Annotated in this window: 22 protein-coding genes; 16 read left to right on the forward strand and 6 right to left on the reverse strand. The window is 68.9% G+C overall.

All coding sequences use genetic code 11. The annotated features are described in order from the left end of the window. Positions 1-7: 7 nt before the first annotated feature. Positions 8-2,137: a hypothetical protein gene (locus RUR49_RS08290; RefSeq protein WP_409145890.1), complete on the reverse strand. Its 2,130-nt coding sequence runs from the start codon at positions 2,135-2,137 to the stop codon at positions 8-10. Positions 2,138-2,548: 411 nt separating this feature from the next. Between RUR49_RS08290 and RUR49_RS08295 the strand changes: the two genes are divergently transcribed. Next, complete coding sequence (locus tag RUR49_RS08295; RefSeq protein ID WP_409145891.1) at positions 2,549-3,721, forward strand: trypsin-like serine peptidase; 1,173 nt, start codon at positions 2,549-2,551, stop codon at positions 3,719-3,721. A 54-nt stretch (positions 3,722-3,775) separates the two neighbouring features. Here RUR49_RS08295 and RUR49_RS08300 read toward each other — a convergent pair whose 3' ends face one another. Beyond that, the gene (locus RUR49_RS08300; protein WP_409145892.1) at positions 3,776-4,069 is read right to left on the reverse strand and encodes a DUF3572 domain-containing protein; all 294 of its coding nucleotides are present in this window, start codon (positions 4,067-4,069) and stop codon (positions 3,776-3,778) included. Between the two features lie 329 nt (positions 4,070-4,398). Between RUR49_RS08300 and RUR49_RS08305 the strand changes: the two genes are divergently transcribed. Then, positions 4,399-4,752 (forward strand): response regulator, encoded by a 354-nt coding sequence (locus tag RUR49_RS08305; protein WP_409146359.1) that lies wholly within the window; start codon positions 4,399-4,401, stop codon positions 4,750-4,752. Between the two features lie 154 nt (positions 4,753-4,906). On the opposite strand, the gene rpmG is transcribed toward RUR49_RS08305, so the two are convergent. Then, positions 4,907-5,074 (reverse strand): 50S ribosomal protein L33, encoded by a 168-nt coding sequence (gene rpmG, locus RUR49_RS08310; protein WP_409145893.1) that lies wholly within the window; start codon positions 5,072-5,074, stop codon positions 4,907-4,909. Positions 5,075-5,333: 259 nt separating this feature from the next. On the opposite strand from rpmG, the gene eno reads away from it, so the two are divergent. From eno to RUR49_RS08350, 8 genes are all read left to right on the forward strand, one after another. After that, complete coding sequence (gene eno / locus RUR49_RS08315; protein ID WP_409145894.1) at positions 5,334-6,617, forward strand: phosphopyruvate hydratase; 1,284 nt, start codon at positions 5,334-5,336, stop codon at positions 6,615-6,617. Positions 6,618-6,638: 21 nt separating this feature from the next. Next, a complete protein-coding gene (locus RUR49_RS08320) occupies positions 6,639-6,806 on the forward strand; it encodes a hypothetical protein (protein ID WP_409145895.1) in 168 nt (55 codons plus the stop codon). A 123-nt stretch (positions 6,807-6,929) separates the two neighbouring features. Next, a complete protein-coding gene (locus tag RUR49_RS08325; protein WP_409145896.1) occupies positions 6,930-8,726 on the forward strand; it encodes a potassium/proton antiporter in 1,797 nt (598 codons plus the stop codon). Positions 8,727-8,804: 78 nt separating this feature from the next. Further along, positions 8,805-9,182 carry an FtsB family cell division protein gene (locus tag RUR49_RS08330; RefSeq protein WP_409145897.1) on the forward strand — a complete coding sequence of 126 codons (378 nt, stop codon included), beginning with the start codon at positions 8,805-8,807 and terminating at the stop codon, positions 9,180-9,182. 297 nt (positions 9,183-9,479) lie between these two features. Further along, positions 9,480-10,436 carry a pyruvate dehydrogenase (acetyl-transferring) E1 component subunit alpha gene (pdhA, locus tag RUR49_RS08335; protein ID WP_409146360.1) on the forward strand — a complete coding sequence of 319 codons (957 nt, stop codon included), beginning with the start codon at positions 9,480-9,482 and terminating at the stop codon, positions 10,434-10,436. A 15-nt stretch (positions 10,437-10,451) separates the two neighbouring features. Next, complete coding sequence (locus RUR49_RS08340; protein ID WP_409145898.1) at positions 10,452-11,888, forward strand: pyruvate dehydrogenase complex E1 component subunit beta; 1,437 nt, start codon at positions 10,452-10,454, stop codon at positions 11,886-11,888. A gap of 16 nt (positions 11,889-11,904) precedes the next feature. Continuing rightward, on the forward strand, positions 11,905-12,237 hold the full coding sequence (locus RUR49_RS08345) for a hypothetical protein (RefSeq protein WP_409145899.1): 333 nt from the start codon (positions 11,905-11,907) through the stop codon (positions 12,235-12,237). Positions 12,238-12,239: 2 nt separating this feature from the next. Further along, entirely contained in the window at positions 12,240-13,706 is a 1,467-nt protein-coding gene (locus RUR49_RS08350; RefSeq protein ID WP_409145900.1) for a pyruvate dehydrogenase complex dihydrolipoamide acetyltransferase, read from the forward strand. An 11-nt stretch (positions 13,707-13,717) separates the two neighbouring features. On the opposite strand, the gene RUR49_RS08355 is transcribed toward RUR49_RS08350, so the two are convergent. Together RUR49_RS08355 and RUR49_RS08360 are read right to left on the reverse strand one after the other, a co-directional pair. Then, the gene (locus RUR49_RS08355) at positions 13,718-14,239 is read right to left on the reverse strand and encodes a GNAT family N-acetyltransferase (protein ID WP_409145901.1); all 522 of its coding nucleotides are present in this window, start codon (positions 14,237-14,239) and stop codon (positions 13,718-13,720) included. A 12-nt stretch (positions 14,240-14,251) separates the two neighbouring features. Beyond that, entirely contained in the window at positions 14,252-14,545 is a 294-nt protein-coding gene (locus RUR49_RS08360) for a DUF1778 domain-containing protein (RefSeq protein WP_409145902.1), read from the reverse strand. Between the two features lie 75 nt (positions 14,546-14,620). Between RUR49_RS08360 and RUR49_RS08365 the strand changes: the two genes are divergently transcribed. The 6 genes from RUR49_RS08365 to RUR49_RS08390 all read left to right on the forward strand — a co-directional run bounded on the left by RUR49_RS08365 (position 14,621) and on the right by RUR49_RS08390 (position 19,060). After that, on the forward strand, positions 14,621-14,944 hold the full coding sequence (locus RUR49_RS08365; protein ID WP_409145903.1) for a hypothetical protein: 324 nt from the start codon (positions 14,621-14,623) through the stop codon (positions 14,942-14,944). Between the two features lie 264 nt (positions 14,945-15,208). Continuing rightward, entirely contained in the window at positions 15,209-16,627 is a 1,419-nt protein-coding gene (gene lpdA / locus RUR49_RS08370; protein ID WP_409145904.1) for a dihydrolipoyl dehydrogenase, read from the forward strand. Between the two features lie 173 nt (positions 16,628-16,800). Further along, complete coding sequence (locus RUR49_RS08375) at positions 16,801-17,058, forward strand: GlsB/YeaQ/YmgE family stress response membrane protein (protein ID WP_409145905.1); 258 nt, start codon at positions 16,801-16,803, stop codon at positions 17,056-17,058. Positions 17,059-17,198: 140 nt separating this feature from the next. Further along, complete coding sequence (locus RUR49_RS08380; protein ID WP_409145906.1) at positions 17,199-17,456, forward strand: GlsB/YeaQ/YmgE family stress response membrane protein; 258 nt, start codon at positions 17,199-17,201, stop codon at positions 17,454-17,456. Between the two features lie 153 nt (positions 17,457-17,609). Continuing rightward, positions 17,610-18,602: a lipoyl synthase gene (lipA, locus tag RUR49_RS08385; protein WP_409145907.1), complete on the forward strand. Its 993-nt coding sequence runs from the start codon at positions 17,610-17,612 to the stop codon at positions 18,600-18,602. Positions 18,603-18,604: 2 nt separating this feature from the next. Beyond that, the gene (locus RUR49_RS08390; RefSeq protein WP_409145908.1) at positions 18,605-19,060 is read left to right on the forward strand and encodes a type II toxin-antitoxin system RatA family toxin; all 456 of its coding nucleotides are present in this window, start codon (positions 18,605-18,607) and stop codon (positions 19,058-19,060) included. Between the two features lie 88 nt (positions 19,061-19,148). Here RUR49_RS08390 and RUR49_RS08395 read toward each other — a convergent pair whose 3' ends face one another. Further along, on the reverse strand, positions 19,149-19,418 hold the full coding sequence (locus tag RUR49_RS08395; RefSeq protein WP_409145909.1) for a hypothetical protein: 270 nt from the start codon (positions 19,416-19,418) through the stop codon (positions 19,149-19,151). Positions 19,419-19,614: the final 196 nt, after the last annotated feature.

Here is a 19,614-nt window from a genome sequence, read left to right on the forward strand (position 1 = left end):
TCTGCCGCTACCGGTTCCAGTCCTGCCCGAACAGCACGTAGCCACCGCCGTCGGGGAGGTCGTCCTTCAGCTTGGGAGCACCAAGCAGGATGTCGTCGCGCCCGTCGTCGTCCAGATCGCCGGCCGCGGAAACCGGGCCCGGACTGTCGAGGCCGGTGATGCGGATGACCGACACCTGGTCCGTTCGGTCGAACTCGACGAGCTTCGGGAAGCGCTTGCGCTGGCCGAGCAGGAGGTAGCCGCTCAGCGGTTCCGATCCGCCTCCGAACATCACGTCGTCGATGCCGTCGCCGTTGGCGTCGCCGACACCTGCCACCTCACCGGAACTCATCCGAGCCCGAAAGCCGTTCGATCCGTCGAGCGCCTTGAGATCGAACCGGCGGGAAACCTTTTTGCTCTTCCGCCCGAAGACGACGAATGCGGTTCGAGCGGCGTCCTCGTCTTCAGCCGTCAGGACGATGTCGTCGACGCCGTCGCCATTCACATCTCCGGCGCCGGCGGCGGAGGCCAGCCCCCACTGTTTCCGTCCCAGTCGGTCGCCCGGCAACACCCCGGGAATGGCAAAACCGTCACGACCATCGAGGTCCCCCAGCGCCAGGCGGCGGGGGAAACCCTTCTTGCTGCCGAACACAACGTAGAGCGTCCCCGCCGCCTTCCGGCCGTCGGGCTTTGATCCCGGGGCTCCCACGAGGAAGTCGGCAAGACCATCGCCATTGACGTCTCCGGCCGCGGCGACGAGCTCTCCGGCGAGGTCGCTCTTGGCAGCGCCGTCAATGCGGAAACCGTTCTTGCCATCGAGGTCCTTGACGTTGAGCACGGCCGGAAAGCGGCCGTCGCGGCGCCCGAAGACGACGAAGGCCAGTCCGGGCCGGCGGTGGTCCTCGGTGCAGCATTGGTAGATCTGGCCACGGGCACCGATGCCAATGTCGTCGACGCCGTCGCCATTGACATCGCCCAGCATCGCGACGGTCTGGCCGAATCCCTCGACGACGAACGCGAAGCTGTCGCTGGACCAGCGATGCTCGACGACGAGGCCGAGCCGCTTGTCCGGCTCGTCCAGCGTCACGAACTTCCTGTTGCCCGCCGCACCGAAGACGACACGAACGTGTCCGTCGCCGCCACCGAGCACAAGATCGTCGATGCCGTCGCCATTGAAATCGCCCCCGCCTGCCACGTGTTCCACGTCTGAGAGGATGCGCATTCCATTGCGGCCATCGAGGGAGGCGACGTCGACGACGTCGGCGAGCTTCTTGCGCTTGTCGCCGTAAACGACGGCGACGTAGCTCTCCCGCGCCGCAACCGCGACGTCGTCCACACCGTCGCCATTGAAGTCGCCGGCGGCCGAGGCGAGCTGTCCGAGCGAATAGGGCTTGCGAGGGGTGGCGCGCAGGATCGTCAGGCCTTCGCTCCTGCGCAGGCTCTTGACGTCGACGGTGTCGATGGCGGTGCGCGATATTTCCTGAGTGATGGTGATCGGCTTCGAGGCCGGCCCGACGTTACCGGCCCAGTCGACGTGCGCCATCCGGTAGGTGTGGGTCTCGTTCTCGGGAAGCTGCACTCGAACGGACCGCCCACCGATCACCCACTGGGGGCGGACCGCCTCGCCGTCGCGAAACAGCAGCATGGGGCCGGCATCGGGTTCCTCGCTGGGTCGAAACGTGAAGACGACTTCCAGCGCATCCGTTGCCGTCTTGGCTGGCGCCGGCTGCTCGAGCTTGGGGCCGAGCGCGAAGACGTCCGGCGGAGTGGCAGGTGGCACGGTATCCACGGTGAAACTCAGGAGGTGCTTGCGCCTTCTTTGAGCCTCCGGTTCCCAAACCGTCGCACGTACACGAAGCAGCCCGTTCTCGAGCTGCGGATACTGGAAGCGGAAGCGGCCGTCGCTGCCCGCCGTCGTACTGCCGAGGGGTAGGATGACGTCGTCGTCCGGGCCGAGCAGGTCGAACGTCAGCTCTGATCCGGCGACGGTCACGCCGCGCATCAACGGGGTGTCGTCCGGCGTGTTGTCGCCGTTGCCGGAGCGGTGGTAGCAACAGGGGCGGGACTCGGGCGCGAACTCCACACTGAACGGTTGTGGTGCGGCAAAAACAGGCGCCGCCAAGGCGAGTGCGGCGCCAAACGCCGCGGCGACGATCACCGCGGACCGGGTATCCACACGGGCGACCCACGCTTTTTGCATTGGTGCCATTCCTCGCTCCCCGGCTAGACTTTTCCCTACGCGACGTTCACCGGGCCGTGCGGCCAAAGCGACCTTTCGTTGCCCAGCGCTGACTCTCGCGCTGTGCAACAGCGGAACGCCAACCTAACACGTCGGCGTCACCCGCTGCATCACGCAATTCAGAAGTGTGCCGGGTCATGGCGCCGGCCGGGGATTGTCGTTCCGATCCCCGTGGCGAACTGCGAGACGTGGGTCCACATCGTTATGATCCATCCCAAATCGACATGGAAACCGGAATGATCTTCGTTTGCTCGCGCGCAGTTGCGGGCGCTAGCTGTGCGGCGTGGTTGCTGACTGATGCTCGAAGAGCGGTTGCCGGGACGGATCGTGATGAAGTCGTTGTCGAAGTTCACCTTGGCGGGACGTCTTTCCCTGCTCGCCCCGCTTGTCGTCGTCGGCGCGATCGAAGCCTCGGCGGCAGACATCACGCGCCGGCCGGTCGCCCAGACGCACCGGCCGAGCGAAGACGCATCGGCGAAACCGCTGCCGCTGCCACTGCCGCCGCTGGCACTCGCGCTGCCGACGCTGCAGGGCGCGATTGCGGACGCCGCTGCGCCGATCGGCCGGCCGGGACAGGTGCCGGGCCGCGCCCCAGGTCTTGTGCCCGGACGCGCCGGCGACCCGGCCGATGCCGGGGTCGAGGCCCTGCGCCTGCCGACCACCCGCATGAGCATCCCCGATGCGTCCGCGCCGCAGGACTTCGGCACGGGGCTCATGCCCTTCACAACGAGTCGTGTCCGGACAGGCGCGTCGAACTCGACGGCGCAGGTGCAGTTTCCGTTCAGCGCCGCTGGCCGGTTGTTCTTCCGGGTCGGTGCCTCGTCGGCGTGGTGCTCGGGGGCGATGGTGGGGAAGGGCGTCGTGCTGACGGCCGCCCACTGCGTCGCCTCCTTCGGGACGCGGACGCTCTACAGCAGCTTCGAGTTCGTCCCGGCCTTCGACAACGGCAAGGCGCCGTTCGGCCGCTGGAAGGCGGAGCGGGTCTATCTCCTGACCAGCTACTTCGACGGCAGCGATGCCTGCGCCGCCGCCGGCGTGGTCTGCCAGAACGACGTCGCCCTGCTGGTTGTGGTGCCACAGCGCAACAAGCTGCCCGGCACGACCACCGGCTGGTTCGGCTACGGCTATGACGGCTTCGGCTACGGCACGGGGGCGAGCCAAATCGACCAGCTCGGCTATCCCGCCACGCTCGACGGCGGCAACCTGATGCAACGCAACGCTTCGATGGGCGTCGTCCGCGCCAACCTCGCCGGCAACCAGCTGATCGGCTCGCTGATGACCGGCGGCTCGAGCGGCGGGCCGTGGGTGGTCAACCTCGGCGTCGCGCCGGTGCTGAACGGCACCTCGGTCGGCTTCGAAGCGGGCCGCAACGTCGTCGTCGGCGTGACGAGCTGGGGCTATGTCGACACGACTGTGAAGGTGCAGGGCGCGTCGCCGTTCACGTCGGGCAACATCAAGTTCCTGATGGACGCTGCCTGCCGGGACTACCCGACCCGCTGCTGAGGCGCGCCGCCGGTCCGGCCCGCGCGATCCTCGCGCGGGCGACCATCGGCACGCTCAGCCCTCGTATCCGCCGTTCAACAGCGCGCTGGCGCGGGCGATCGTCGTCGGGTCGAGGCGGTGCTCCTCGGCGAAGGCGACGAGCAGGCGCTCGTCGCTCATCAGGTGGTCGAGCACGCCGGCGAGGAAGCCGGGCGACGTCGACAGTCCGCGCAGGTCGCCCGGCGCGAGGCCGGTGAGGGCGAGGAAGCGGTCGAGCCGGTCCTCGTCGTCGGCCAGGAAGACGAGAGCGTCGACGCCGAGCGATTCGGCAGCCTCGCGGTTCATCGGCGGTGCCTTGCCCGGCCTCATCGCGGCCCGCCCTTCGTCACCCGGCCCGCACTCCCGATCCGAACGTGGCGTTCGTCCCGCCCGACTTGCATGGCCCCTCCGTTCGGACGACTGTGCCGACGTGCCGGTGGCGGCCGCGTCTTCCTTCGACGCGGCCGGCGGTGCGCGTGGCGCGCGGCGACGTCGATCGTCGCGGCGCGAGTGTGGCCCGGTTCGCGCCGGGCGGGAAGTCCGCACGCGGACGAGCGGGACGAGCGATGGCCGAGAGCGACGAGGCGGGCCGACGGGCCGAGAGCAGCAGTCCCGACGACGACGGACCGGCGACGGGAGGCAGCCGTCCCAAGACGGTGATGATCGTCGAGGACAACGAGCTCAACATGAAGCTCTTCCACGACCTCCTCGAGGCGCAGGGCTACCGCACGCTGCAGTGCCGCCTCGGCCGCGAGGCGTACGATCTTGCACGCGCCGAGCGGCCGGACCTGATCGTCATGGACATCCAGCTGCCGGAGGTGTCCGGCCTCGAGGTGACGCAGCGTATCAAGCGCGATCCGGAGCTGCGCCACATCCCGGTGGTCGCCGTCACTGCCTTCGCCATGAAGGGCGACGAGGAGCGCATCCGCGCCGGCGGCTGCGAGGCCTACATGTCGAAACCGATCTCGGTGGCGAAGTTCCTCGAGACGATTCGCGGCTTCCTGGAGGGCTGAGCCACTCTGACGGCGCCGTCGCGGGTCCCGTATCCGGCGGGCGTCTGCCCCGGCAGGGCGCCTCGTATCGAGCCGGGGGCCTGGAATCAAAACGCCCCGCCGAGGCGGGGCGTGAAGACCGTGGTGATGCCGGCGGCCGTGCGGCCGCCGCGGCTCACTTGATCTTGGATTCCTTGAACTCGACGTGCTTCTTGGCGACCGGGTCGTATTTCTTCTTGGTCATCTTGTCGGTCATCGTGCGCGAGTTCTTCTTCGTCACGTAGAAGTAACCGGTGTCGGCGGTCGACACGAGCTTGATCTTGATGGTGTTGGCCTTGGCCATGTCTCTGATCCCTGCGACAACAGCATCGCCCGCGACGTGCGAGGCGTCGTCGATGCCGATCCCTGAATTGCCGGCATCACTGGCCGAGCGGGGCTGGAAAGTCAAGCGCGGCGGGGCGCCGGGCCTGTCGAAACGCTGCCGCCCCTAGGCGCCTCCGGCGAGTTCGGCTATGTGACGCCGCGAGCCGGCCGGCCGGGGCCGGCGCCCCATTCCGTGGCGCACTTCGGCGCCCATCCTCGACGCTGACAGTGAGGCTGCCATGACCGCCATCATCGACATCATCGGCCGCGAGATCCTCGACAGCCGCGGCAACCCGACGGTGGAGGTCGACGTCGTGCTGGAGGACGGCTCGCGCGGCCGTGCCGCCGTGCCGTCGGGCGCCTCGACGGGTGCCCACGAGGCGGTGGAACTGCGCGACGGCGGCGAGCGCTACCTCGGCAAGGGCGTGCAGAAGGCAGTCGACGCCGTCAACGGCGAGATCTTCGACGCCATCGGCGGCCGCGACGCCGAGGAGCAGATCGCCATCGACCGCGCAATGATCGAGCTCGACGGCACGCCGAACAAGAGCCGGCTCGGCGCCAACGCCATCCTCGGCGTGTCGCTCGCCGTCGCCAAGGCGGCGGCCGATGCGGCCGGCCTGCCGCTCTACCGCTATGTCGGCGGCACGGCGGCGCGGACGCTGCCGGTGCCGATGATGAACATCATCAACGGCGGCGTGCACGCCGACAACCCGATCGACTTCCAGGAATTCATGATCATGCCGGTCGGCGCGGAGAGCTTCTCCGAGGCGCTGCGCACCGGGGCGGAAATCTTCCACACCCTGAAGAAGGCGCTGAAGCAGGCCGGCCACAACACCAACGTCGGCGACGAGGGCGGCTTCGCCCCGAACCTGCCGTCGGCGAAGGCGGCGCTCGACTTCGTCATGACGGCGATCGAGACGGCCGGCTTCAAGCCGGGCGAGGACGTGATGCTGGCGCTCGACTGCGCCGCCACCGAGTTCTTCAAGGACGGCGCCTACGTCTATGGCGGCGAGCGCAAGACGCGGGAGATCAAGAAGCAGGTGCAGTACCTCGCTTCGCTCGCGGCCGACTACCCGATCGTCTCGATCGAGGACGGCATGTCCGAGGACGACTGGGACGGCTGGAAGCTGCTGACCGACAAGATCGGCGCGACCTGCCAGCTCGTCGGCGACGACCTGTTCGTCACCAACACGGCGCGGCTGTCGGACGGCATCGCCAAGGGCGTCGGCAACGCCATCCTCGTCAAGGTCAACCAGATCGGCTCGCTCACCGAGACGCTGGAAGCCGTCGAGATGGCCCACAAGGCCGGCTACCGGGCAGTGATGTCGCATCGCTCCGGCGAGACCGAGGACGCGACCATCGCCGACCTGGCGGTGGCCACCAACTGCGGGCAGATCAAGACCGGCTCGCTCGCCCGCTCCGACCGGCTCGCCAAGTACAACCAGCTCCTGCGCATCGAGCAGGAACTCGGCCCGTCGGGCCGCTATGCCGGCCGGGCGGCGCTGAAGGCGCTCGCGGGCTGATCGGCGGCTGCGGCGGGTCCAGTGTCGACGCTCACCGTCATCTTGCTGCTTCTGGAACTCGCGCTGACGACAGCGCTGGAGGCGCGGTCGCGGGTGCCGCCGCCGCCGCTTCCGCTCGGCGCTGACGTGAACGTCGAATGGCGGGGAAAGCCCGTCTTTCTTCCGCACGCGCTGAAGCCGCCTCAGTAGAGGCTGTCCGCGGCTCTTCACCACGTTCTCCCGCCGCCGGTTGGCTTCGCCCCGCCGGCGGCGCATTCTCATGGCAAATCCGGCACTTGTCCGGACCTCCTGCCATGAAAGGACGAGCCCGCCGTGGAGCAGCTCGTCGCTCCGAACGCCTTCATCCTGTTCGTCGCCGGGCTGATGCTCGTCGGCGTGCTGTCGAGCCTCGTGGCGCAGCGCTTCGGGGCGCCGCTGCTGCTCGTCTTCCTGGTCGTCGGCATGCTGGTCGGCGAGGACGGCCCGGGCGGCGTGGCGTTCGCCGACTACCAGCTCACCTATGTCGTCGGCTCGATCTCGCTCGCCATCATCCTGTTCGACGGCGGGCTGCGCGCCCGCCACACCGGTGTGCGGCGGGCGCTGGCGCCGGCGATCCTGCTGGCGACGATCGGTGTCGTGGTGACGGGCGCCGTCGTCGGCGGGGCGGCCTGGCTGATGCTCGGCCTCGACCCGCTGACGGCGCTGCTGCTCGGCGCGGTGGTGTCGTCGACCGACGCGGCGGCGGTGTTCTTCCTGGTGCGAGCCGGCGGCCTCAAGCTGCGCGCCCGCGTCAACGCCATCCTCGAGGTCGAATCGGGCACAAACGACCCCGTCGCGGTGTTCCTGACGCTGCTCATCGTCGAGATCATCCTCGCGCACGGCCGGCCCGGCTTCGAGACGCTGTGGCTGCTGTTCAGCCAGGCGGTGCTCGGCACCGCCATCGGGCTCGTCGGCGGGGCAGCCATCCGCATGCTACTCAACCGGGTCGACCTGCCGGGCGGGCTGCACCCGATCTTCGTCATCGCTGCGGCGCTCGCCGTGTTTTCGCTCGCCGCCGTGCTCGAGGGGTCTGGCTTCCTCGCCGTCTATCTCGCCGGTCTCGCCGTCGGCAGCCGGCCGATGCGCGCCTCGGCGAGCGTGGCGAACTTCCACGACGCGGCGACGTGGCTCTGCCAGATCGCCATGTTCATGCTGCTCGGCCTGCTGGTGACGCCGTCGAAGCTGCTGCCGCTGCTCCTGCCCGCGCTTGCGGTGGCGGCGGTGCTGACGCTGATCGCGCGGCCGCTCGCCGTCCTCCTCTGCCTGACGCCGTTCCGCATCCCGTGGCGCGAACAGGTGTTCGTCGGCTGGGTGGGGTTGCGCGGGGCGGTGTCGATCTTCCTCGCGACGATCCCGATGCTGGTCGGCATCCCCGGCGCGGAGCTCATCTTCAACACCACCTTCGTCGTCGTGCTCGCCTCGCTGATGGTGCAGGGGTGGACGCTGACGCCGCTCGCCCGCCGGCTCGGCCTCGCAATGCCCGGCGTGGCGCGGCCGGTTCACCGGGTCGAGATCGACCTGCCGGGCCAGTTCGCCCACGAGGTGATCGGCTACCCGGTGACGGCCGACAGCGCCGTCGTCGACCCGTCGATGGTGCCGCGGTGGGCTCGGCCGGTGTTCGTCATCCGCGCCGGCCAGGTGTTCGACCCGGCCGCCTCGGGCCCGCCGGTCGCCGGCGACTACGCCTACTTCCTGGCGCCGCCCGACCGTGCCGCCGACCTCGACCGGCTGTTCTCCGCCGATGAGAGCGGCCGGGCGGCGCGCGAGCTGCCGATCCTGCCGATCGACGCCGGGGCCAAGGTGGCGGTGGTGGCGGCGCTCTATGGCGGCGCCGTCCCCGAGGAGGAGGCGGACCTCACCGTCGCAGCGCTGTTCGACCGCCGCTTCGAGGGCGCCGTGGCGGAGGGCGACACCGTCGAGCTCGGCGGTGCGCGGCTGCTGGCGCGGACGCTGCGCGACGGGCAGGTCGCCGAGGTCGGCCTCGTTCTGGTCGATCCGGACGCCCCGCCGCCGGCGCCGCCACGGCCGAGCCGGCTGAGCCGCCTCGGACGGCTCGTCGGCGTGCACGCCGGCGGAAAAACGCTTCCTTAAGCATGGCTGCGCGAGAGTGCGGTACCGCTGCCGCTCGCCCGGCGGCGGCGTGCGCGATCCGAACGGAACCACCCAGCCATGGCGACCCGCCAGCGCAGAAGCTCCTTCCTCGGCAAGCTCGTCCTGCCGGCCGTGCTCGTCGCGGTGCTGGCCTATTTCGCCTATCACCTCGTCAACGGCGACCTCGGCATGCGCGCCCGCGAGGTGATGGCAGCGGAGAAGAAGGCCCTGCAGGCGACCCACGCCGCGCTCGTCGTGGAGCGCAAGCATCTCGAGGCGCGCGTGCAGCTGCTGCGCCCGGACAAGATCGACGCCGATCTCGCCGACGAGCGCGCCCGGATGCAGCTCGGCTACGCCCATCCCGACGAGATCGTGGTGTTCCGCGGGTCGGAGCGCGCGGCCCTGCCGGTCGCCTCCATCGGCAACAGTCAGGACCCATCCTTTCTCTCCCGTTGAAAGTGAATTGCTCGTTGCGCGGGCCTGACGGCCGGCGTGCGCGCTTTCCATTGCCGCTCCCGGTCGGCTAAGGTTCCCGCGGCCCAGAAAAGTACGCTCGCGGGAGGACACATGGCCGCAGACGACAAAGCCGCGGCGCAAAAGCGCCAGACGGCAGCGAAATCGGGCGCCCGCGGCATGGCGGCGAAAGCCGCGACCGCCACCCGATCGGCGAAGTCCAGCGGCCGCGGCAAGGCCGCGGACGAGACCAAGGCGTCGAACGGATCGGCCACGCCCGCCGGCAACGGCCCGGCGCCGATGACGAAGGCGGAGGAACTCGCCGCCTATCGCGAGATGCTGCTCATCCGCCGCTTCGAGGAAAAGGCCGGCCAGCTCTACGGCATGGGCCTGATCGGCGGCTTCTGCCACCTCTACATCGGCCAGGAAGCCGTCGTCACCGGCGTGCAGATGGCGCTGAAGCCGGGCGACGAGGTGATCACCGGCTACCGCGACCACGGCCACATGCTCGCCTGCGAGATGGACCCGAAGGGCGTCATGGCCGAACTGACCGGCCGGCGCGGCGGCTACTCGAAGGGCAAGGGCGGCTCGATGCACATGTTCAGCGTCGAGAAGGGCTTCTTCGGCGGCCACGGCATCGTCGGCGCGCAGGTGTCGCTCGGCACCGGCCTCGCCTTCGCCAACAAGTACCGCGGCAACGACAACGTCTCCGTCACCTATTTCGGCGACGGCGCGGCCAACCAGGGCCAGGTCTACGAGAGCTTCAACATGGCGAAGCTCTGGCGCCTGCCGGTGGTCTACGTCATCGAGAACAACAAGTACGGCATGGGGACGAGCGTCAACCGCGCCTCCTCGACGACCGACCTCTGCCACCGCGGCCGGTCCTTCGACATCCCCGGCGAGGCGGTCGACGGCATGGATGTGCGGGCCGTGCGCGAGGCTGCGATGCGTGCCGTCGCCCACGCCCGCTCCGGCGAAGGCCCCTACATCTTGGAGATGCTGACCTACCGCTACCGCGGCCACTCGATGTCGGACCCGGCTAAGTACCGGACGCGCGAGGAAGTCGACAAGATGCGGGCCGAGCACGACCCGATCGAGCAGGTCCGCCAGCGCATTCTGGCCAACTCTTGGGCCGACGAAGACGCGCTGAAGGCGATCGACAAGGAGGTCCGCGACATCGTCAACGAGGCGGCGGAATTCTCCCAGCACGATCCGGAGCCGGACCCGTCCGAGCTCTGGACCGACATCGTACGCTGAGCAAAGGGAACCGCGATGCCGATCGAGATCCTGATGCCGGCGCTCTCTCCCACGATGGAAGAGGGCAAGCTCGCCAAGTGGATGAAGTCCGAGGGTGACATGGTCGCCCCCGGCGAGGTGATCGCCGAGATCGAGACCGACAAGGCGACGATGGAGGTCGAGGCGGTCGACGAGGGCCGGATGGGCAAGATCCTGGTTCCGGCCGGCACCGAGGGCGTGAAGGTCAACACGCCGATCGCCATGCTCATCGGCGAGGACGAGAAGCCCGGCGACGTGGCTGCAGCCAAGCCTGAGGCGAAGGCCGATGCGAAGCCCGCCGGCGACGCGGCCGTCGCGCCGCCGCCGAAGGAAGCCGCTGCGGACGCGGCCCCGGCCGCAAAGGACGTCGCGCCGGCCGCCGGCGGCACAGTGCCGGCCCAGCCGAAGTCGGCCGAGCCCGCCGCCGATCCCGACGTGCCCGAGGGCACCGAGATGGTGACGATGACGGTGCGCGAGGCGCTGCGCGACGCCATGGCCGAGGAGATGCGCCGCGACGGCGACGTCTTCGTCATGGGTGAGGAGGTGGCCGAGTACCAGGGCGCCTACAAGATCACCCAGGGGCTGCTGCAGGAATTCGGCGAGCGTCGCGTCATCGACACGCCGATCACCGAGCACGGCTTCGCCGGCCTCGCGGCCGGTGCGGCGATGGCGGGGCTGAAGCCGATCGTCGAGTTCATGACGTTCAACTTCGCCATGCAGGCGATCGACCACATCATCAATTCGGCGGCGAAGACCCACTACATGTCGGGCGGGCAGATTACCTGTCCGATCGTCTTCCGCGGCCCGAACGGTGCCGCCGCCCGCGTCGCCGCCCAGCACAGCCAGGACTATGCCGCCTGGTATGCGGCGATCCCCGGCCTGACGGTGGTGCAGCCCTATTCGGCCGCCGACGCCAAGGGCCTCTTGAAGGCGTCGATCCGCAGCCCGAACCCCATCGTCTTCCTGGAGAACGAGATCCTCTACGGCCAGTCGTTCCAGGTGCCGAAGCTCGACGACTTCGTGCTGCCGATCGGCAAGGCGCGCATCGCCCGGCCCGGCAAGGACGTGACGCTCGTCTCCTTCGGCATCGGCATGACCTACACGACGAAGGCCGCCGAGGCGCTGGCCGAGATGGGCATCGACTGCGAGGTGATCGACCTTCGCACCATCCGCCCGATGGACATCGAGACGGTGGTCGCCTCGGTGAAGAAGACCGGTCGCTGCGTCACGGTGGAGGAGGGCTTCCCGGTCTGCTCGATCGGCTCGGAGATCGCCTCGAAGATGATGGAACTCGCCTTCGACTGGCTCGACGCGCCGGTGCTGAAGGTGACCGGCAAGGACGTGCCGATGCCCTACGCCGCCAACCTCGAGAAGCTCGCCTTGCCGAACGTCGGCGAGGTGATCGAGGCCGTGCGGGCGGTGACGTACCGGTAAGCGCGCGGAGGCCCCGATGCCGGCTTGGGCGATCTTTTCGGTCGGGCCGGTGATGGGGATGATCTGTCTCGTCTGGGCGTCGGCGACGCTCAGGGCGCGGGTGAGGGCAGGGCGCATCGCCGAGGCGGACGTGCTCCTGGCCCGCCTCGACCTCGTCTCGTTTCTGCTGACGAGCCTCAGCATTTTGACCATCTACTTCGATATCGCCAGGGTGACGGAAAACGAAAGGGTCGAGCAGATCATCGAGGAGTGGGCGCGCTACCTGTTCTTCGTGTTCATATCGACCGGACTCGGACTGGGGCTCGCCCGCCGCTGGTGGAGCCTGCAGATCAAGAAGGGGAGCGCCTGACGGTGCCGATCGAGATCCTGATGCCCGCGCTGTCTCCGACCATGGAGAAGGGCAACCTCGCCAAGTGGCACGTCAAGCCGGGCGACAAGGTGTCGTCGGGCGACGTCGTCGCCGAGATCGAGACCGACAAGGCGACGATGGAAGTGGAAGCCGTCGACGAGGGCACCGTCGGCGAGCTTCTCGTCGCCGAGGGCACCGCCGACGTGCCGGTCAACCAGCCGATCGCAACGCTGCTCGCCGATGGCGAGAAGGCGGGGGGTGGGAAGGGTGCTGCCGGCGGTGGTGCCAAAGCGGCGCCCGCGCCCGCGGCCCCCCCCTCCCAGCCCTCCCCCGCGAGGGGGGAGGGTTCGTCCCCTGCCGGGGTCCAGCAAGGTGCGACGTCCGCTGGACCTTCAACAGATGCCACAGCAAAACCCTCCCCCCTCGCGGGGGAGGTGGCCGCGCGGAGCGCGGTCGGAGGGGGGGCGGCCACGGGCTCTGCCGCCAAGAACGGCCACGACGGCGAGCGCGTGTTCGCCTCGCCGCTCGCCCGCCGTCTCGCCAAGGATGCCGGCATCGCGCTCTCGGCCGTCGCGGGCTCCGGGCCGCATGGCCGCGTCGTGAAGAGCGACATCGAGGCGGCGGTCGCTTCCGGCGGCGCGAAGGCGCCCGCGGCGGCAGCCCCGGCTGCGCCTCCGCAAGCAGGCGCCGGATCGGCGCCCGCTGCCGCGCCGATGGCGCTGCCGACGGGTGCGTCCGACGAGGCGGTGATGAAGCTGTTCAAGCCGGGCAGCTACGAGGTCGTGCCGCACGATTCCATGCGCAAGGTGATCGCGCGCCGGTTGATGGAATCGAAGCTGACGATCCCGCACTTCTACCTGACGGTCGACGTTTCGCTCGACGCGCTGCTGAAGCTGCGTGAAGAGGTCAATGCGGCGGCCCCCGAGGTCGACGGCAAGCCGGCCTACAAGGTCTCGGTCAACGACTTCGTCATCAAGGCGCTCGCGCTCGCGCTGAAGCGCGTGCCGGACGCCAACGTGTCGTGGACCGACGGCGGCATGCTGAAGCACAAGGTCGCCGACGTCGGCGTCGCCGTCTCGATCCCCGGCGGACTGATCACGCCAGTGGTGCGCGATGCCGACCTCAAGACGCTGTCGGTGATCGCCAACGAGATGAAGGACTTCGCCGCGCGGGCCCGCGCCCGCAAGCTGAAGCCCGAGGAGTACCAGGGCGGCTCCACGGCGGTGTCGAACCTCGGCATGTTCGGCGTGAAGGACTTTGCCGCCGTCATCAACCCGCCGCACGCGACGATCCTCGCCGTCGGCGCGGGCGAGAAGCGGCCGGTGGTGAAGGGCGACCAGATCGTCGTCGGCACCGTGATGTCGGCGACGCTGTCGACCGACCACCGCGCGGTGGACGGCGCCCTCGGGGCGGAGCTCTTGGCGGCGTTCAGGACGCTGATCGAGAAGCCGATGGCGATGCTGGTGTGAGTGGGGGGCAATCAGCGGACTTGGGTCGAGCGGACAGCGCCGATCGACACCCTGACGTCTTCCAGTGACCTCACAAGCAGCATCGCATCGTGCCGTGTGGGGACAAAGGACTTGCGGCGCCAGAAGGCGGCGGCCTCTTCGTCGATGGCGCGAACGAGCAGTGCGCGGCCGCCGATCAGCTCCGCCGCGGCGGCGCACCGACCGAGGGCGTGAGCGAGCAAGCCGGAGCCGACGCCGCGTCCAGCCCATTCGAGATCGGTGGCGAGTTGGCCGAGCAAGAGACACGGAACGGGTTCGGGCGGCTGACCCGTGCGGATCGCGCGGGGCAGGCTGTCAGCAACGACTGCGGTCGGCGCGAGACCATAGAAGCCGACGACGCGGCCCTGATCGTGGACGACGACGACGGCCGTGAAGCCGCGCTGCTGGTTCGAGAGCGCGCGCGTCTTCAGCCAGTGGTCGAGGGCGGGCTTGCCACAGGAGAAGGGGGCAACGTCGTGATCGGCAGTGAGTGCCTCAGGGGTGGAAAGGTCCACCGCCGGAACTCTTCAATCGTCGTTCCGGCTCGCCCAGGGGGGGCGGCGGCTCAACACCTCGACGAGTTCGGGAACAACCTTGGCCGGCCCCTCGATCGAAGCGCGAAACGCAGCGAAGTTCTCCGGGCTCATGCGGATCAGCGCGGTGTCGAGCAGCACCTCCTCTGCAGCACGCACCGCCGCGTCGCGAACGAACTCGGTTCTCGACCGGCCACGCAGGCCTGCCGCCCGATCGATGAGCGCGATATCCGCCTCCGGCAGGCGCATCGACAGGGGATGGTCCTTCTTGCTCTGGGCGGCGGTCATTGTGCGTCGGGCCTCGAAGGGTGAACGGTGCGAACGTAGCGCAATTTGCGCTACGGCTCAACGCTGGGGGAATGGATGAGGAAGATCGTGGTGCCTGCGATGGCAGTGGCCATGTGGATCGGCGTCTGTTCGACCGTCACGCCCGCCCACGCCGTCCTCTCGCCCTACTGGCAGCGGGTCACCGAGATGCAGGCGATCGCCGGCCATGCCGCCGTAGCCGAGAAGCTCGAGGCGAGGGGGCCGATCGAGGCGATCGAGGCGGTCGGGCCGGATGCCTATGTGGTGAAGGCGGGCGGCTGCACGCTGGAGGTCGCGATCACCGACGCGCCGCCGAATGGCGAACCGATGCCGGGGCCTCGGCAGTTCGACGTCCGCGTCGGCGCCCTGAGTTGCCCTTGAGCCGGTGGACACCGCGACAGCACGGCAAGAGCCGCTTGAACGCTCGCAGCCTTGACCGCCGTCGCGCGACACGGCACTCATGCAGCGTGCGAACGTTTGCACAACCCGTTCCCCGGGCGGTGGCGGTGCCGTCCGCTCTCGGTCCCGCCCGCCGTGCAGACCAGTCCCGCGCGCACGGTCGCTGGAGATTTCGCCGCCAACCTATAGGTTTGTGACGCGCTGCCGCAGAGCGGTGCGAGCCCTGAAGAGGAAACGATCCGAGCCATGGCCGACACTTCCTACGACGTCATCGTCATCGGCGCCGGTCCCGGCGGCTACGTCACCGCGATCCGCGCCGCCCAGCTCGGCTTCAAGACGGCGATCGTCGAGAACAAGCACTTGGGCGGCATCTGCCTCAACTGGGGTTGCATCCCGACCAAGGCGCTGCTGCGCTCGGCCGAGATCTACCACTACATGCAGCACGCCAAGGACTACGGGCTGTCGGCGAGCGGCATCGGCTTCGACATCGGCGCGGTGGTGAAGCGCTCGCGCGGCGTCTCGGCGCAGCTCAACACCGGCGTCGGCTTCCTGATGAAGAAGAACAAGATCGACGTGATCTGGGGCTCCGCCACGCTCGCCGGCGGCGGCAAGGTGACGGTGGCGGCGGCCGACGGGGCACCGAAGGGGGCGCTTGGCGCGGGCACCTACACCGGCAAGCACGTCATCGTTTCCACCGGCGCGCGGCCGCGCGTGCTGCCGGGGCTGGAGCCCGACAAGAAGCTTGTCTGGACCTATTTCGAGGCGATGGTGCCGGACGCGATGCCGAAGTCGCTGCTGGTCGTCGGCTCGGGCGCAATCGGCATCGAGTTCGCGTCCTTCTACCGGACGATGGGCGCCGACGTGACGGTGGTCGAGGTGCTGCCGCAGATCCTGCCCGTCGAGGACGCCGAGATCGCCGCCCACGCCCGCAAGCGCTTCGAGAAGCAGGGCATCAAGATCCTCACCGAGGCGAAGGTGACGGGCCTGAAGAAGGGCGGAAACGACGTCACCGCGACGATCGAGACGAAGGACGGCAAGACCCAGACGATGACGGTCGACCGGGTGATCTCGGCCGTCGGCGTCGTCGGCAACATCGAGGGCCTCGGCCTCGAGGCGCTCGGCGTCAAGACCGACCGTGGCTGCATCGTCACCGACGGCTTCGGCCGCACCAATGTCGCGGGCGTCTATGCGATCGGCGACGTCGCCGGCCCGCCGATGCTCGCCCACAAGGCCGAGCATGAGGGCGTCGTCTGCATCGAGGCGATCAAGGGCCTGCACCCGCACCCGTTGGAGAAGGCGAAGATCCCCGGCTGCACCTACTGCACGCCGCAGATCGCGTCCGTCGGCCTGACGGAGGCGAAGGCGAAGGAGACCGGCCGCAAGCTGAAGGTCGGCCGCTTCCCGTTCATCGGCAACGGCAAGGCGATCGCGCTCGGCGAGCCGGAGGGCCTCGTCAAGACGATCTTCGACGCCGACACCGGCGAACTCATCGGTGCCCACATGGTCGGTGCCGAGGTCACCGAGCTCATCCAGGGCTTCGTCGTGGCGATGAACTGCGAGACGACGGAGGCCGAGCTGATGCACGCCGTCTTCCCGCACCCGACCCTGTCGGAGACGATGCACGAGAGCGTGCTTGATGCGTACGGCAAGGTGATCCACGCCTGAGGCAGGTTTCGGCAACCAAACACGGCTCCGCATCCGAAGTCGGGATCGCCGCGCGGAGGCGCACTCGTCGATCCTGCAAGGACCGGCTTGCGCGGGGTCGCCGATGTTGATGTGAATGGAAACGGCGGGCCCCCATCGGAGCCTGCCACCCGGTTCGGGAGCGGGAGGGCAGAATGGGGTCGATCCAGGTCAAGGATATCGTCGTCTGGGTGATCATCGGTTTGATCGCCGGATGGCTCGCGAGTTTCATTGTCGGCGGCGGCGGCATCTTCAGCTACATCCTCTGGGGCCTGCTCGGCTCGATCGTCGGCGGCATCCTGGTGCGGTTGACCGGCATCAAGCTCAATCTCGGCAACCCGATCATCGACCAGATCGTCGTCGCGGCGATCGGCGCGATCATCGTCGTGGTCATCGCGCGCATCATCGCCTGACAACTGCGCCGGCGGGAACGACGGGCCCGGCCGGCGCGTTGCGGCGGGCGGCCCCCGTCGCGGCGCTGCGAGATAATCACCATATAGCGGGTCGCGGCGGGCGAGGCGCCCGAGCGGTCTAGGTACAACGGGAGCAGGACATGGTTGGTGTGGGCTGGTTTCTGACGATCATCATCGGCATTCTGGCCGGGTGGATCGCGGAGCGGGTGATGAGCCGCTCGCACGGGCTGATCACCAACCTGATCGTCGGCCTGATCGGCTCGGTGATCGGCAAATTCCTGCTCGAGAACGTCTTCACGTCTTCGCCCCTCGGTTCGGGCTTCGTGCCGAGCTTGATCATCTCGACGATCGGCGCGATCGTGCTGCTGTTCATCGTCGGGCTGATCTGGCGGAAGTGAAACGGCAACACTCCGCCGCGCTGGCGCGGCGGCTCGCCCCGGCCCGGGGTGTGCATCAGCTGTTGCGCCCTCTGCGCGACAGCCATGCCGCCGCCACCCTCGACGGACCGCCCCACCGACGCTAAGACACCGGTGACAGGAGGCTTTCCCCGCATGGTCACCGTCCTCGACACCGTCAGCGGCGCGAGCGCCCGCCCGCGCCATCCGGAAAAAGCGCACCGGCCCGACGCGCCGCTGTTGCGCAAGCCGGACTGGATTCGCGTTCGCGCGCCGGGGTCGGCTGCGTTCAAGGAAACGCACGACATCGTCAAGGAGCACGGCCTCGTCACCGTCTGTGAGGAGGCCGGCTGCCCGAACATCGGCGAGTGCTGGTCGAAGCGGCACGCCACCTTCATGATCATGGGCGACACCTGCACGCGCGCCTGTGCCTTCTGCAACGTGCGCACCGGGATGCCCGGGCCGCTCGACCCGGCCGAGCCGGCGAAGGTCGGCGACTCGGTGGCGAAGCTCGGCCTCGCCCACGTCGTGATCACCTCGGTTGACCGCGACGATCTCGCCGACGGCGGGGCGGCCCACTTCGCGGCCGTGATCCGCGAGATCCGCGCTGCTGCGCCGGGTACGACGATCGAAATCCTGACGCCGGACTTCCTGCGCAAGGCGGGAGCGCTCGAGGTGGTCGTGGCGGCGAAGCCCGACGTCTTCAACCACAACCTCGAGACGGTCGCCTCGAACTACCTGACCGTCCGCCCCGGTGCGCGCTACTTCCACTCGATCCGGTTGTTGCAGCGGGTGAAGGAGCTCGATCCGACGATCTTCACCAAGTCCGGCATCATGGTCGGGCTCGGCGAGGAGCGGAACGAGGTGCTGCAGCTGATGGACGACCTGCGGACGGCGGAGGTCGATTTCCTGACGATCGGCCAGTACCTGCAGCCGACGCGCAAGCACCACGCCGTCATCAAGTTCGTCACGCCCGACGAGTTCAAGGGCTACGAGACCGTCGCCTACACGAAGGGTTTCCTGATGGTGTCGTCGAGCCCGCTGACGCGCTCCTCGCACCATGCGGGCGAGGACTTCGAGCGCCTGAAGGCGGCGCGGCTTGCGCGGCTGGGGACGACCGCGCCCCAGACGGTCGCGGCGCACGCCTGATCGTGCCACGCTTCGAAACGAAACGCCGCGTCTCCCATGCGGCCAACGAGATGTTCGCCCTCGTCGCGGATGTGGAAAGCTATCCGCGCTTCGTGCCGCTCTGCCAGTCGCTGGTGGTGCGCGGCCGCAAGCGCCAGGACGACGGCACGGAGATCGTCGTCGCCGACATGACGGTGGCCTACAAGGTCTTCCGCGAGACGTTCACCTCCCGCGTGGTGCTCGATCCGCTCAAGCAGCAGATCGACGTGACCTATCTCGACGGACCGATCCGCCACCTCGAGAACCGCTGGCGCTTCCACCCGATCGACGAGCGCCACAGCGAGGTGGTGTTCTACATCTCCTACGAGTTCCAGAACCGGGCGCTGGCGGCGATCATGGGGGCGGTGTTCGAGCAGGCGTTCCGCCGCTTCGCCGAGGCCTTCGAGGCGCGGGCGGACGAGGTCTACGGACGGGCCTGAGGCGAACGCTGACCGCGAGAAGGCTTGGGCGCAAACGCAAAAGCCCCGGGCCGATGGCCCGGGGCTCTGCCGAACGTCGTGGGGCTGATCAGCGCTGACGGTCGCGCTGCTGCTCGGTGTCGAGGTGGCGGTTCTGCTCGGTGCCGGGCTGGCCGCCCTGCTGGTGATCCCGGCCGGCCTGACCGGGCTGCTGGCTCTGCTGGCCACCGCGCTGGTCCTGGCCGCCCTGCTGGCCACCCTGGCCGCCCTGCTGGTTGTCGCGCCCGGGCTGCTGGCCCGGCTGCTGGCTCTGCTGGCCGCTGCGCTGATCCTGGCCACCCTGCTGGTCGCGACGCTGGTCCGGGTTCTGGTTCGTCATGGTCCATCCTCCTCAAGCCCCGCACCCAATCAACGCCTGCTGTCGCGTCCACGTTCCCCACGGGGCGCCCTAAATCATTGAAGATCAAAGAATATGCAGATCGAACGGTTGCCTATTCGCTGGGCTTGAAAGGTCCTGTGCGGCGTGGTGGCGCGGGCCGTAATCGGTGTGTATAACGCCCGCCACCCATGCCCGG

This window comes from Pseudoxanthobacter sp. M-2 (assembly GCF_046156265.1).
Taxonomy (GTDB): Bacteria; Pseudomonadota; Alphaproteobacteria; order Rhizobiales; family Segnochrobactraceae; genus CAMDHY01.

Excerpts from the sequence above, each read along its gene's own strand:
- RUR49_RS08295 (WP_409145891.1), top strand. The coding sequence starts at position 2,549 with ATGAAGTCGTTGTCGAAGTTCACCTTGGCGGGACGTCTTTCCCTGCTC.
- RUR49_RS08300 (WP_409145892.1), bottom strand. The coding sequence starts at position 4,069 with ATGAGGCCGGGCAAGGCACCGCCGATGAACCGCGAGGCTGCCGAATCG.
- RUR49_RS08305 (WP_409146359.1), top strand. The coding sequence starts at position 4,399 with ATGATCGTCGAGGACAACGAGCTCAACATGAAGCTCTTCCACGACCTC.
- rpmG (WP_409145893.1), bottom strand. The coding sequence starts at position 5,074 with ATGGCCAAGGCCAACACCATCAAGATCAAGCTCGTGTCGACCGCCGAC.
- eno (WP_409145894.1), top strand. The coding sequence starts at position 5,334 with ATGACCGCCATCATCGACATCATCGGCCGCGAGATCCTCGACAGCCGC.
- RUR49_RS08330 (WP_409145897.1), top strand. The coding sequence starts at position 8,805 with ATGGCGACCCGCCAGCGCAGAAGCTCCTTCCTCGGCAAGCTCGTCCTG.
- pdhA (WP_409146360.1), top strand. The coding sequence starts at position 9,480 with ATGACGAAGGCGGAGGAACTCGCCGCCTATCGCGAGATGCTGCTCATC.
- RUR49_RS08340 (WP_409145898.1), top strand. The coding sequence starts at position 10,452 with ATGCCGATCGAGATCCTGATGCCGGCGCTCTCTCCCACGATGGAAGAG.
- RUR49_RS08345 (WP_409145899.1), top strand. The coding sequence starts at position 11,905 with ATGCCGGCTTGGGCGATCTTTTCGGTCGGGCCGGTGATGGGGATGATC.
- RUR49_RS08360 (WP_409145902.1), bottom strand. The coding sequence starts at position 14,545 with ATGACCGCCGCCCAGAGCAAGAAGGACCATCCCCTGTCGATGCGCCTG.
- RUR49_RS08365 (WP_409145903.1), top strand. The coding sequence starts at position 14,621 with ATGAGGAAGATCGTGGTGCCTGCGATGGCAGTGGCCATGTGGATCGGC.
- lpdA (WP_409145904.1), top strand. The coding sequence starts at position 15,209 with ATGGCCGACACTTCCTACGACGTCATCGTCATCGGCGCCGGTCCCGGC.
- RUR49_RS08375 (WP_409145905.1), top strand. The coding sequence starts at position 16,801 with ATGGGGTCGATCCAGGTCAAGGATATCGTCGTCTGGGTGATCATCGGT.
- RUR49_RS08380 (WP_409145906.1), top strand. The coding sequence starts at position 17,199 with ATGGTTGGTGTGGGCTGGTTTCTGACGATCATCATCGGCATTCTGGCC.
- lipA (WP_409145907.1), top strand. The coding sequence starts at position 17,610 with ATGGTCACCGTCCTCGACACCGTCAGCGGCGCGAGCGCCCGCCCGCGC.
- RUR49_RS08395 (WP_409145909.1), bottom strand. The coding sequence starts at position 19,418 with ATGACGAACCAGAACCCGGACCAGCGTCGCGACCAGCAGGGTGGCCAG.